Consider the following 13,963-nt stretch of genomic DNA (forward strand, 5'->3'; position numbering starts at 1 on the left):
GGAGGAAGTTATTTTTAATGCATAAAGTTATCGCAATAGATGGCCCTTCTGGTGCAGGCAAGACTACCATAGCGAAACTTATTGCAGAGAAGCTTAGATTTGAATATCTCGATACTGGTGCTTTGTATAGAGCGGTAGCAGTAGCACTGAGAAATAATGGTATTGTTCAATCAGATTCTGACGATAAAATTAAAGATGTACTTTCCACTATTTCAATAAACTTTAAAGACGGAAAGGTATACGTGAATAATAAAGATATTACAGGAGATATAAGGTCTACAGAAGTTGACCATTATTCTTCTGTATTCTCAGCGAGGAAGATTGTTCGAGAATATTTACTTGATGTACAAAGAAATGCAGCCTTAAAGAATGCTCTTGTAGTTGAGGGGAGAGATACAACAACGGTTGTATTCCCGGATGCAAAAAAAAAGATTTTTCTGGATGCATCTGTAGAGGAGAGGGCTAAAAGGCGTTGCAAACAATATAGAGAAAAAGGCATTGATATTAACATTGAAGAGTCTCTAAAAAGTATAATAGATAGAGACATGAGGGATGCAAACAGGGATATAGCACCTCTTAAGATTGCAGCAGATGCTCTCGTGATAGATTCTTCGGATTTATCGGTAGAGCAGGTTTTAGAAAAAATTTTTGAATATATAAAAATTGACCTTTGATTTCTTTTTTATATAATTTTTTTAAGATAATCTTATATATATTTTTTAGGGTAATTTACAGACTTAAGGTTATTGGTTCTGAAAAAATTCCGATAAAAGGGGGGGTGATTATTGCAGCGAATCACGTGAGTTATCTTGATCCGCCTGTTATTGGGGTAGCTTTAAAAAGACAGGCAGTTTTTATGGCAAGGGAAGGGCTTTTTAAGATTCCATTGCTTGGTTTATTCATAAGAGCTTTCTCTATCCCGATAAAAAGAGAGAAACCACAACCTTCGACTATTAAAGAGGTGATTAAAAGGCTTAAAAATGGAGAAGTTATTGTTATATTTCCTGAGGGAGGGCGGCGCAGCGATGGTAACATAGCAGATATAAAGAGAGGTATAGGCGTTATTACTCAATTAGCGAAAGTCCCTATTGTCCCAACATATTTGAACGGGACAGATAAAGCTCTTCCTGTTGGCGCGAAATTTTTGAGACTGGCAAAGATAACAGTGACATTCGGGCATCCTATAAAGATTGATAAAAAGGATGAAGAAAATGACAGGCAATTTCAGGAGCGAACAGGAATAACCATAACAAAAGCTATAAAGCAGCTAAAGGATAATGTAAAGCCAATATAAATTTAATGAAAATTTATAATACATGATGAAAAAATCAAAGATGAAAATATTTATTGCAAAAACAGCAGGATTCTGTTTTGGTGTTAAAAGAGCGATTGATATAGCTTTCCATATAGCAAGAGAGAAGAGAAAAGGAATATATACGCTCGGGCCGATAATTCATAATCCTCAGGTTGTGGATATGCTCAAAGAGAAAGGCATTTTCCCACTTTGTGACATAAAAGAATTGAAGTCTTGTAAAGATATTAAAGCTTTAATCATAAGAACGCATGGAATCCCACTTTCCCATTCTCAGGAGATATCCTCAATGGGATATGAAATAATAGATGCAACCTGCCCATTTGTAAAAAAGGCTCAATATTATGCTAAACTCCTCAGGGATGAAGGATACCAGGTTGTAATTCTTGGAGAGAAAAATCATCCAGAGGTTCAAAGTCTTTTGAGTTATGCTTATGATAATGCTATTGTAGTTGATGGGAAATCAGCCATCCCAAAGTTAAAAAGAAAAATAGGTATTATTGTACAGACCACACAACCAATTGATGGGTTGAAAAAAATTTTAAATGATGCTATTGAACACACAAAAGAGATAAAAGTATATAATACTATATGTAACTCTACAGCTCTTCGGTTGAAAGAGACTGAAAGAATGGCTGGTAGAGTTAATGTCATGATTGTTGTAGGAGGGAAAAATAGCGCTAATACTACCCAGCTTGCAAAACTCTGTAATTCTCTCTCTGTCCCAACTTACCATGTAGAAACAGCTTCTGAAATAAAGGAAGAATGGTTAAAGGGAGCATCAAAGTTAGGAATAACAGCCGGGGCATCAACCCCGAATTGGATTATACAAGAAGTAGAAAAAAGAATTAGAGATATAGGAGGTTAAAGTTGTAGTGGAATCCAAAAACAAAGAACTTGAAAAACTTTATGCTGAGACCTTTCACAGCATACAAGAAGGAATGATACTTAAAGGGAAAATACTGGCATTGAAGCAGGAGGGAGTAATTATTGACATTGGATATAAATCAGAGGGCATTGTCCCGATTCACGAGTTTTCTGATGAAGAAGTTGCAAAGCTTAAGCCTGGTAATAATATTGAAGTATTCGTGGAAGAATTAAGAGATTCAGATGGGACCATAACTCTTTCGAAGGAGCGCGCTGCGAAAATTAAGGTATGGGAGACACTTGAGGCTGCGCTTCGTGATGGTAGAACTGTGGAAGGAAAGATTACCGGAAAGACAAAAGGGGGGTTTTCCGTAGATATATGTGGTGTTAGTGCATTTCTACCTGGATCTCAGGCAGACATAAAGCCGATTAAAGACGCTGAAAGCCTTATTGGGAAAAAGGCAAACTTTAAGGTTTTGAGGCTTAACAATAAGCTTTCCAACGTTATTGTATCAAGAAGGGTAATTCTCGAAAAGGAACTTGAGCAGAAGAAGGTTGAAACTATAGGAAAGCTAAAAGAAGGGAATCTCATAGAAGGAATTGTTAAGAATATTACTGACTATGGGGTTTTTGTTGACCTCGGAGGTATAGACGGACTGCTTCATATTTCAGATATTTCTTGGGGCAGAATAAATCATCCGGCTGAATTTTTTAATATTGGAGATAAAATCGAAGTGATGGTTTTAAAATATGATTCAGAAAATGAGAAGGTTACTTTAGGCTATAAGCAGAAAAAACCAGATCCCTGGACAGTTGTGGATGAGAAATACTCAATTGGAAAGATTATTAAAGGAAAAGTAGTAAGCATAACTGATTATGGAGCCTTTATTGAAATAGAGGAGGGGCTGGAGGGACTTGTGCATATATCAGAGATGGATTGGGGTTCAAGGCCGAAACATCCATCTAAATATTTATATGTTGGAGAAAAAGTAGAAGCAATTGTATTGAAAGTGGATAAAGAAGAAAGAAGACTTTCTCTGAGTATAAAGCAGGCGAGGCCAAGCCCTTGGGAACTTATATTACAGCGTTATAAAGTTGGCCAGCGGGTTTCTGGTAAGGTCAAGACAATTACCGAGTTTGGTGTATTTGTTGGATTACCTGAGGGAATTGATGCTTTGATTCATATATCAGATCTTTCCTGGACTAAACATATAAAACATCCTTCAGAGATTCTTAAAAAAGGACAAAAAGTTGATGCAATCGTTCTTAGCATAGAACCTGAATCAGAGAGAATGGCACTCGGCTTAAAACAAATTATGCCTGATCCATGGCTTAGTGAAATCCCAGAAAAATTCAAGCTTGGTAATGAATGTGAAGGCAAGGTATTAATGATTACTGATTTTGGCATATTTGTTGAACTTGAGGGTGGAGTGGAAGGTCTCATATATTCCTCTGAGATAGTTAAAACCTCAGGTAAGACAGAAGAATCTTTGAAACCAGGAGATAAAGTAGATGTACGAATCATAAAGGTTGACTGTCAGGAGAGAAAAATTGGTTTGAGCATGAAAAACTTGAAAAGGAACAGGGAATGAAGAAATTTCTGATTGCTTTTCTTGTACTTTTTGTTTTGCTGATTATTATTAGTCTTGCCATCGTTGCAATTCAAAACAATCTTCCAATAGGTGAACGGATAGCTCTAATAAGAATTGAGGGCCCTATTTTTGATTCAAAGGAGGCAATAGAGGAAATAAAAAAATATTCAAAGGACCAAACTATTAAGGCAATAGTTTTACGTATTGACAGTCCTGGTGGAGCAGTAGCACCAGCGCAAGAGATATATGAAGAAGTAAGAAAAGCAGTTGCAAAAAAGAAGGTTGTAGTATCAATGGGATCAGTAGCTGCATCAGGTGGTTATTATATAGCATCTCCTGCTTCACGAATAATTGCAAATCCGGGAACTTTGACAGGTTCTATAGGAGTAATCATGGAAATCCCTAATCTTGAGGGACTCATGAACAAACTCGGGATACGGACAGAGGTAGTTAAAAGTGGACGACATAAGGATATAGCATCGATATTCAGAGGAATAAAAAAAGAGGAAAGGGAAATTCTTCAGAGTGTGCTCGATAATGTTCACGAACAATTTATTTCTGCTGTTGCAGAAGGTAGAAAAATGCTACATGAAGATGTGAAAAAAATCGCTGATGGGAGGATCTTCACAGGGGAACAGGCTCTCAAAATAGGATTAATAGATGAACTTGGTAACATTGAAGATGCTGTTAAGATTGCTGCCACGCTTTCAGGTATTAAAGGGGAGCCAGTTGTTGTTACAAAGGAAGAGAAATTCTCTATTATCAATTTTTTGAGAGGATCGATACCAAAAGAATTTACAGATGTATTTCCGACTTTGAGGATAAAATATTTATTTATACCATAATAAATATTAATGACCAATAACCAAATTGCTTTAATTAAACTTAATATTAAATAGGGTTTTTAATCGTAATATTTAACATAAGGAGGTTTTATGACTAAGTCAGTTCTGATAGAAAAAGTTGCTGAGAAAGTTGGAAGCCTTACCAGAAAACAGACTGAAATTGTTGTAGAGACAGTGTTTGATAGTATAAAAGAAGCACTAATTAAAGGAGAAAAAATAGAAATAAGAGGGTTTGGAAATTTTAAACCAAAGAACAGAAGACCCAGAAGGGCAAGAAATCCAAAAACAGGTGAGAAGGTTGAGGTGCCTGGCAAGAGAGTCCTACATTTTAAGGTAGGTAAGGCTCTTCGTGAAGCAATGAATCAGAAATAACCAGTGTTATATTGATAAGTTAAGTAATTAATTCCTTATGTTAAGCATAAAAATATACAGGAAATAAAAATTTTCTGATTTGACACCGTCCTGAAAGCCTTCGAGATCAGGATTACCCGTGATTTTGCTATTTAAATTGAGTCACCTTTCATGCTTTCCAGCTTGCCAAATTATTTATTTTGAACAGGTATGAATAAATTGCATTTTTAAGTTAATATATTCAAGTTTTTGCAAAGAGAATAATAAAATTATGAATGGTAAAGTCTATTTAGTTGGTGCCGGGCCTGGAGATATTGGGCTTTTGACTATTAAAGGGTTAAAATGTCTTCAAAAGGCAGGAGTGGTGATTTATGACTTTCACCTTAATGCACAGGTGCTCAATTATATAAATCATGATGCCGAGTTTATTTACGCAGGAAAACGTGGTGGACATCATACTTTAACGCAGCAAGAAATTAATAGTATTCTTGTGCATAAGGCTAAGGAAGGAAAAACAATATGCAGGCTGAAAGGTGGTGACCCATTTGTATTCGGACGTGGAGGGGAAGAAGCAGAAGTGCTTTCAAAGGAAGGAATTGAATTCGAAGTAGTTCCGGGAGTGAGTTCTGCAATTGCAGCTCCTGCCTACGCAGGTATTCCATTAACTCACCGGTTATATTCTTCGTCATTTGCTGTTCTGCCCGGATATGAAGATATTACAAAAAAGGAAAGCAGTATAGATTGGCCGAATATCGCTACTGGTATAGGCACACTTGTATTCCTTATGGCAGTCAGAAAAATTGATGATATCTGTAATAAATTGATAGAAAATGGTCGTTCACCCGAAACACCTGTAGCTGTTATCAGATGGGGAACAAGACCAGATCAGACTACTGTAATAAGCACACTTAGAGAAATTTCAAGCGTGATAGAAGCAAATGAGATAAAGCCTCCTGCAGTAATGGTTGTTGGCGAAGTTGTAAAACTTAGAGATTCTCTACAATGGTATGAAAAAAAACAGATGTTCGGTTGGCGAATACTTGTTACCAGGGAGCATTCAGAGGGGTTTGAGTTACTTGAAGAACTTGGCGCAGAGATTATAGAATTCCCGACTATCAAGATAGTGCCTCCAATGAATTATAATGATCTTGATAAATCGATAGATCAAATAGAAACATATCATTGGCTTATATTCACGAGTCGAAATGGAGTTAAATATTTTTTTCAGAGGTTCTTTGAAAAGGAAAGAGACATTAGAGATCTGAAAGGGATTAAGATTTGTGCTATAGGCACAAAGACTGCTGATGAAATAAGAAAATACGGGTTAAGGATTGATTTAATCCCGGAAGAATTTAAAGCTGAAGGACTAATAAAGTCGTTTGTGAAAGAAGCTGAGAACACAAGCGGCTCAGGAGCTTTAAAGGGAAAGAAATTTTTACTACCAAGAGCAGAGCTTGCAAGAGAAGTATTCCCTGATAAGGTAAGAGAACTCGGTGGGGAAATAGAAGTGCCTGTAACATACAGGACAGTAAAACCAGAGTCTCATGGTAAAAGATTGAAGAGGTTTTTAAAAGAAGGAAAAGTTTCTATTGCTACTTTTACAAGTGCTTCAACATTCAATAACTTTCTGGAAATTATGGGTAAGGATGCAGATGAACTCCTTAAGGGAATTACGATTGCTGCTATAGGACCTGTTACAGCAAAAGCAATAGAAAAGGCAGGCCTTAATGTTCATATCATGCCTGAAAAATCAACTATTGAAGCAATGGTTCAGGAAATAATAAAATGGGTTGCTAAACATCAGAAAAGAGCAAATATACAATGTGAGTAAAAAAACTGAATGAATCTTCCTGACGTTGATACTTTTATCTTTTTTTATGTCAACCACAATCTACAAAATAGCTTATTTGATATCATTATGCCAGTTATTACTAAAAGGGCATATCTTTTTTTTCTTCCATTTGTTCTGTGGTTTTTCGGGAAATATAAAAAGACAGCCTTCATAACATTTTTTATTGCAATAACTTCTCTTTTAATTGCTGATTGGGCTGCGCAAATATTTAAAGATTATTTTGAACGTGTGAGACCATGTAATGCTTTTGAAAACGTAAGAACACTGGTTGGATGCGGGAAGTCATTTTCAATGCCTTCGAATCATGCAACCAATGCATTTGCATTTGCAATGCCTTTCATCCTTCTTTTCAGAGATAAATTACGATATGCTTTTCTTATAATTGCTATATTGGTAGGTTTTTCAAGAGTTTATGTAGGTGCCCATTATATGTCAGATGTGATTGCCGGAACATTTTTAGGGACAATAACATCATTCAGTCTCTTAAAGTTATATCAGTGGTCAGCTGAAAAGTTTCAGAAAAAACCATACTCTACTGTATTGATTCTATTTCTTACTGCTTTAAGCTTATTTCGTATCTACTATATTCTCAACGGGCCTCTTGATTTAAGTCCTGATGAAGCACATTACTGGGAATGGTCTCGCAGACTTGATTTAAGTTATTACTCAAAAGGACCCATGATAGCATACCTGATCTATCTGGGGACTTTTTTATTTGGAGATACTGTATTCGGTATCAGAATCATGGCAGTTATTTTTTCAGCACTCAGCAGTATAATTCTTTATAAACTCGGGAAAAAACTTTTTGATGCAGAAGTGGGACTTTCTTCAGCCATTATGCTTCAGATAATACCGCTCTTTTCAACTTTTGGAATAATATTTACGATAGACTCACCTTTTATTTTTTTCTGGGTGCTATCAATGTATCTTTTTTGCAAAGCAATTGATTATCCCTCTCTACCCCACCCCTTACAAAACGAAGAACAGAGGTGGGCTGGCGTTTTTTGGCGAGCACTTGGGCTTTCAATCGGACTCGGTCTTTTAACTAAATATACTATGGCTTTCTTTTATCCATGTGCATTTCTTTTTCTCCTGATTAAAAAAGATAAAAGAAAATTATTGCTAACTAAAGGCCCTTATCTGTCTTTCATAATCAGTCTTATTGTCTTCAGCCCTGTGCTTTTGTGGAATCATGAAAATAACTGGATAACTTTTAAGCATACAGCAGGACAGGCTCATGTGGAAGAAGGTTTCAGGCTGTCGCTGATGAGTTTCATTGAATTTTTAGGTTCCCAGATAGGAGTGATAACACCACTTTTATTTATTCTTATGGCAATATCTATCTGGAAATTGAAAAAGAAAGATGCCGGGAAATTTTTATTCTGGTTTTCTGTTCCAGTAATTTTCTTTTTTCTTTTAAAGAGTCTTCAAGCGAAAGTGCAGGCAAACTGGGCATTACCAGGTTACATAACAGGAGTTATTGCATTTTCTGCATTCTATTTAAGAAGTTTAGTCACTGTAGAGTCAACTTTAAAGATGTGCTTTAAAGATGGCAAAACAATTCTCACAGCATCAGCAATTATATTAACTTTAATCATAACATCGTTAGCACATTATCCATCCATCCTGAATCTTCCTGATAATTTAGACCCAGCAGCAAGGCTTCGTGGGTGGAAAGAGCTTGGTGAAGAAATTACAAAAATATACGAAGAAATGCGAACAAACCGACAGGTATTCATATTTTCTGATAGCTATCAGGTATCAAGTGAACTGGCATTTTATGTTAAAGGTCATCCTATTACGTATTGTGCAAATCTTGGTCGCAGGATGAACCAGTATGACCTGTGGCCAGGGTTTAATCAGCTTATTCATTATGATGCAATCTTTGTGAGGATAGGAGACAGAAATATGCCCGTTAAATTAGCATCAGCATTTCATAAGGTTGAGAAAAGGGTTTTTAAAGCTTATACTAAGAGACAACCTGATCAAAAGAAATACACAATATTCCTGTGTTATGATTTTAAGGGTATGAAAGAAGAAAAGCCGGAGACTTATTAATGACACTCTCAATAATAATACCGCTTTATAATGAAGAAGAAAATATAAGTTTGCTTCATCAGAAGTTGAAAGAGACACTTAATACTCTCAATATGGAGTATGAAATATTATTTATTGATGATGGAAGTAATGACAGAACCCTTTCAATCCTCGAGGAGATTCAAAAAAAAGACAGTCAGGTTCTTGTATTAAGCATGAGACGAAACTTTGGCCAGACTGCTGCTTTTGCTGCAGGATTCGATTTTGCGCGTGGGGATATTATTGTTACAATGGATGGGGATTTGCAGAATGATCCTGCAGATATACCCAAGTTGCTTGAACTTATAAAGGATCATGACCTCGTTAGTGGTTGGCGGAAGAAGCGTAAAGACCCGTTTTTTACCAGGAGGATACCTTCAATAATAGCTAACTGGCTTATCAGTAAAGTAACCGGTGTTAAACTTCATGATTACGGTTGCTCTCTGAAGGCTTACAGAAGGGATGTAATAAAAAACCTGAAACTTTACGGAGAGATGCATAGGTTCATCCCGGCTGTTGCAAGCTGGTACGGGGTAAGGGTTGCAGAAGTTGAGACAATTCATCACCCGAGGCTCAGGGGAAAATCGAAATATGGAATTTCAAGAACAATAAAAGTGGTTTTAGACCTTATAACAGTAAAATTTCTACAGAGCTTTTCTACAAAGCCGATTCAGTTCTTCGGGCCCCTCGGAGTTATCAGCGGTAGCATAGGCTTTCTTGTGTCCCTTTATCTTACCATTGATAAGTTTATTTATGGACGGGATATTGGAGGCAGACCTCTTCTCCTTTTCGGAGCCCTTATGATTATAGTAGGAATCCAGCTTATTGGTATGGGGCTCTTGGGAGAGATGCTTGTGAGAGTTTATCATGAAAGCCAGAAAAAACCAATATACGTAATAAAGAAAATCATTGGCCCTGAAAGCAAATAAAATACTTTTTTTTATATTCAAATTTACAGTAAGCTCAATACTCCTTTATGTTGTTTTATCGAAGACAGGACCAGAAAAGGTTTTTAGCATCTTGAAGGATGTCAATATATTTGCATTCATATTTGCAATTATTCTCTATATAGTTGCACAATTTTTATCTGCTGTAAGGTGGAAACTTCTTCTACCAAAGATATTTAAATTAAAGAAGCTTTTTTCATTATATATGATAGGCGCTTTTTTTAATACACTTCTACCCGGAATTATCGGAGGTGATGCAGTAAAGGCTTTTTATCTGTATCAGGCAACTGGAAAGAGTAACCTTACTTTATCTTCTATTTTTATGGATAGATATATCGGATTCGCAGTGCTGATAGCTATGGGTGCGTTCGCATATCCGTTTGGTTATAGATATATTCAGAATTCGCAAATAACTTTTATCCTTCCTGTTATTGTGGTAATCTTTATTATTGGTAGTTACATAATCTTCGGTCTGCGTTTAGGTGAAAAAATAAGTGTATTATCTGGTTTTTATGATTACTTCCATTCTTACCTGAACCAAAAAAAGGTTATATTGAAAGCTGCAATATTGTCAATATTAATACAGTTCGCAGGAATACTCGCTGTTTATTCCCTCACGATCGGCATCGGGCTTCATATCCCATTTGTTATTTATATGGTATTTCTTCCACTTATAATTCTTTTTACTACACTACCCATCTCTATTTCAGGCATTGGAATAAGAGAAGGTGCCTTTGTGCTTTTTTTTGGGCTTTTAGGAATCAAACCAGAGATTGCAACCGCTATTTCACTCTCCTGGTTTATAACCATTACTGCAGGAAGTCTGATAGGTATTGTTGAATATATAAGATATAAAAGGGAAAAAATAGATATTGTTGCAGAATGATAATTTAGATTAAGGAGGTTTGATATGTTTCTCTATCTTGTTCAACACGCAGAGGCAAAAAAAGAAGAGATAGACCCGACACGGCCTCTTTCTGAAAAAGGCATTCAGGATATCCACAAGGTAGCTTCTTATCTGTCAAATCTGAATTTTGCATTGCATAAGATATTCCACAGCAAAAAATTAAGGGCGAGACAAACTGCTGAAATCCTTGCAAAAAATCTCAAACCATCGAAAGGAATATCAGAGGTAGATGGATTATCTCCACTTGATGACCCTTATATTTGGGGAAACCGGCTGAAAGATATTCCTGAGGATGTAATGCTTGTTGGTCATCTCCCACACCTCGGAAGACTGACTTCATTCTTACTCAGTGGTGATGTGAATAAAAATGTAGTTTCCTTCAGAATGGCAGGAGTTGTATGCTTGAAAAGAGATGATAATGGCGAGTGGTTATTGCAATGGATGCTAACACCAGAGACAGTGATAGATACAGGAATTAAACAGGTGTGTGATGGATTATAGGTGAGAGAATGAAACTTAAATTTCTTGGTGGGGCGAAGACTGTTACAGGTTCATGCTTCTATATGGAATGCAACAAACTGAAGATTCTTGTAGAATGTGGATTGTATCAGGGAGAAGGGGCTGATGAGATAAATAGAGCCGCTTTTGATTTCCGCCCGGAGGAGATTAATTATATTTTTATTACTCATGCTCATCTTGACCATTCAGGGATGCTTCCAAAGATCGTAAGAGAAGGCTTCAAGAGTAAGATCTTTACAACGTCTGCCACCAGAGACATTCTTGAATTAATGCTCTATGATTCAGCTAACATTCAGGAAAGTGACGCAGAATGGCTTACCAGAAAAGCACAAAGAGCAGGAAGACCTCCTTCTCAACCTTTATATACATCAGATAATGTAAGGGAAGTTGTTCCGCTTATTGAAGTAAAACAGTATGATCATATATATAATTTGGGAAACGGCATAAAATATAGATTCCTGGATGCAGGGCATATCCTTGGCTCAAGTACGCTCGAACTTTGGGCACAGGATGGCCAAGAGGCGAAGAAGATAGTATTTTCAGGAGATATAGGGAAAAAGGGGAATCCCATAGTAAAAGATCCATTTGCACCTGCAGAGGCTGATTATATAGTGATGGAATCCACATATGGAAATAGATTACATAAACCTTTGAAAGAAAGCATTGATGAGCTTGTTGATGCAATTAAAATTACATTCAAGAGAGGCGGCAATGTTTTTATCCCATCGTTTGCAGTGGGAAGAACCCAGGACTTACTTTATATTTTCAATAATCTTGTGCGTGAAAAGCGACTCTATAATATAAATGTCTATCTCGACAGTCCCCTTGCAGAAGAGGTTACGAAGATATATATCGCTCACCCTGAATGTTATGACGAAGAAGCAATAAGACTCTTCTCCCAGAAAAGTATAGATAGTTCTCTAAGATTGCATTTTGTTAAAAATACCCAGGAATCTATGTCTCTGAACAAAATAAAATCAGGTATCATTGTCATTGCTGGAAGCGGGATGTGCGATGGAGGAAGAATTAAGCATCATCTTAAACATAATCTCTGGAGACCTGAATGCAGTATTATCTTTGTTGGATTTCAGGGCAAAGGAACACTCGGAAGGAAAATTGTTGATGGTGAAAAGTCTGTTAATATACTCGGTGAAGAGATAGCTGTAAATGCTTCGATATACACGATAAACGGTTTTTCAGCTCATGCAGACCGAGCAGAACTTATTGAATGGCTCTCCTACTTTAAAAACACTCCAGAGGTATTTATAGTCCATGGGGAAGAAGAAGTGGCTATGTCTTTCAGGGATTTGGTAAAAGAAAAGTTTGGTTTCACAACCCATGTGCCTGACAAGGGTGAGACATTCGAAATTTAATTAACCTGAAAAATTCATGTCTGAATAATTGCGTTATGGTTTTTGACATTTGATTTAATGTTTTCAATCTCTTTATGGCTGTATCCAGAGAACAGATAAGAAAAGACAGTATTATTCGTAAGTAAAGGATCCAGTTTTTCAGTGATAACACATTTCCTGACAAGCTCATCCCAGCATTGAGTTCCGGGTATTGGTGAAAATTCGGTGAGATTTATTCTGACATCAAGGCTTTTTATAAAATCAATTCCAGCCTTTACCTCATCGATATCCTGACCTGGTAGTCCATACATAAGATAAACGCCGATGTGTTCTTTTGTGAATCCATTTTTTTTCAGGTGAGAAATCGCATTTCTTAATTCCATTGAATTTACTTTTCCCCCTGTGTTTTTTTGTCTTTCGGTATTCACAGTCTCAAGACTTAGACGAAGCGTAACGAATCCAGCCTTTTTCATAAGATACGCAAGCTCATCATCAATTGCCCTTGCATGAAGACCATTCGGGCAATGAAACCGAATATTTAGTTTTCTTGATATTATCTCTTTTAAAAGTGGTTTTATATGAGAGTTGCTATTTACAAGCAGTGCATCATCATAAAAAGCAAAGTCACGAATACCTTTTGAAGCAAAATTCAGAATTTCAATAAGAACTTTATCCACAGGAAGCTGAATAAATTCATTGGATAAAAGGCTTGAAGCACAATAAGTACACCGGAAAGGGCATCCCATGCTTGTAAGAACTGGAGCAAAAGCATATTTAAATTTATCTGTAATGGCTTGTCGTTCAAGAACCTTTGAGTTCTTTAAGACTAAGCCGAATTTATTGAATGCAGTGGAAATAGCTTCGCTGATAGAACCCCTGTAAACAAAGTCTGCACCTGATTTTTCTTCTGCATGTTTATGCCATAGAGTTGCATAGATGCCACCAAGGATTATAGGTATGTTTCTGTAAAAATCTCTCAGGATCTCTACGACCTTCTGCACACCTGGATACCAGTATGACATTATAGATGTGACAAGTACAATATCTGGAAAAACACAATTAGATAGTCTTTTTTTGAATTCATCGATGCTAATTCCATATCTGCCATATTTACGGGGAATTGATTTAAGGCATTCAGGTTTTTCTACTATCTCTTTTCGATATTTACCTGTGCCGAATTTCTTCTGGTAATAAGTGTCCATGCAATCTATGGACTCTATTGATAGAACGTATCTACACAGATATTTTGTTACCTCATACATTCCGAGTGGTAATGACCATAAGTTTATTGCTGCAAAGTCATATATCCACGGATTGATAAAGAGAAGCTTTAGCCTCATAAA

Annotated in this window: 13 protein-coding genes; 12 read left to right on the forward strand and 1 reads right to left on the reverse strand. The window is 36.5% G+C overall.

Going from position 1 to position 13,963, the window contains the following annotated elements; all coding sequences use genetic code 11:
• Positions 1-17 precede the first annotated feature (17 nt).
• The 12 genes from HXY53_07605 to HXY53_07660 all read left to right on the forward strand — a co-directional run bounded on the left by HXY53_07605 (position 18) and on the right by HXY53_07660 (position 12,641).
• The gene (locus tag HXY53_07605; GenBank protein NWF76415.1) at positions 18-674 is read left to right on the forward strand and encodes a (d)CMP kinase; all 657 of its coding nucleotides are present in this window, start codon (positions 18-20) and stop codon (positions 672-674) included.
• Entirely contained in the window at positions 671-1,294 is a 624-nt protein-coding gene (locus HXY53_07610; GenBank protein ID NWF76416.1) for a 1-acyl-sn-glycerol-3-phosphate acyltransferase, read from the forward strand. Before HXY53_07605 ends, HXY53_07610 begins: the two co-directional genes overlap by 4 nt.
• Positions 1,295-1,334: 40 nt before the next feature.
• Positions 1,335-2,180, forward strand: coding sequence for a 4-hydroxy-3-methylbut-2-enyl diphosphate reductase (ispH, locus tag HXY53_07615; protein NWF76417.1), 846 nt, complete (start codon positions 1,335-1,337; stop codon positions 2,178-2,180).
• Positions 2,181-2,187: 7 nt separating this feature from the next.
• Positions 2,188-3,771, forward strand: coding sequence for a 30S ribosomal protein S1 (locus tag HXY53_07620; GenBank protein NWF76418.1), 1,584 nt, complete (start codon positions 2,188-2,190; stop codon positions 3,769-3,771).
• Entirely contained in the window at positions 3,768-4,616 is an 849-nt protein-coding gene (gene sppA, locus HXY53_07625; GenBank protein NWF76419.1) for a signal peptide peptidase SppA, read from the forward strand. The genes HXY53_07620 and sppA overlap by 4 nt, the downstream gene beginning before the upstream one ends.
• 90 nt (positions 4,617-4,706) lie before the next feature.
• A complete protein-coding gene (locus HXY53_07630) occupies positions 4,707-4,988 on the forward strand; it encodes an integration host factor subunit beta (protein NWF76420.1) in 282 nt (93 codons plus the stop codon).
• Between the two features lie 250 nt (positions 4,989-5,238).
• A complete protein-coding gene (cobA, locus tag HXY53_07635; protein ID NWF76421.1) occupies positions 5,239-6,798 on the forward strand; it encodes a uroporphyrinogen-III C-methyltransferase in 1,560 nt (519 codons plus the stop codon).
• Between the two features lie 9 nt (positions 6,799-6,807).
• Positions 6,808-8,877 carry a glycosyltransferase family 39 protein gene (locus HXY53_07640; protein NWF76422.1) on the forward strand — a complete coding sequence of 690 codons (2,070 nt, stop codon included), beginning with the start codon at positions 6,808-6,810 and terminating at the stop codon, positions 8,875-8,877.
• Complete coding sequence (locus HXY53_07645; GenBank protein ID NWF76423.1) at positions 8,877-9,824, forward strand: glycosyltransferase family 2 protein; 948 nt, start codon at positions 8,877-8,879, stop codon at positions 9,822-9,824. The genes HXY53_07640 and HXY53_07645 overlap by 1 nt, the downstream gene beginning before the upstream one ends.
• Complete coding sequence (locus HXY53_07650; GenBank protein NWF76424.1) at positions 9,805-10,728, forward strand: flippase-like domain-containing protein; 924 nt, start codon at positions 9,805-9,807, stop codon at positions 10,726-10,728. Before HXY53_07645 ends, HXY53_07650 begins: the two co-directional genes overlap by 20 nt.
• A gap of 24 nt (positions 10,729-10,752) precedes the next feature.
• Positions 10,753-11,250: a phosphohistidine phosphatase SixA gene (gene sixA, locus HXY53_07655; protein ID NWF76425.1), complete on the forward strand. Its 498-nt coding sequence runs from the start codon at positions 10,753-10,755 to the stop codon at positions 11,248-11,250.
• A gap of 8 nt (positions 11,251-11,258) precedes the next feature.
• Positions 11,259-12,641, forward strand: a complete 1,383-nt coding sequence (locus tag HXY53_07660; protein NWF76426.1) for an MBL fold metallo-hydrolase — start codon at positions 11,259-11,261, stop codon at positions 12,639-12,641.
• 14 nt (positions 12,642-12,655) lie between these two features.
• On the opposite strand, the gene HXY53_07665 is transcribed toward HXY53_07660, so the two are convergent.
• Positions 12,656-13,960 carry a radical SAM protein gene (locus HXY53_07665; GenBank protein NWF76427.1) on the reverse strand — a complete coding sequence of 435 codons (1,305 nt, stop codon included), beginning with the start codon at positions 13,958-13,960 and terminating at the stop codon, positions 12,656-12,658.
• Positions 13,961-13,963: the final 3 nt, after the last annotated feature.

The organism is Nitrospirota bacterium, from assembly GCA_013388455.1.
Classification (GTDB): domain Bacteria; phylum Nitrospirota; class Thermodesulfovibrionia; order Thermodesulfovibrionales; family SM23-35; genus JACAFF01.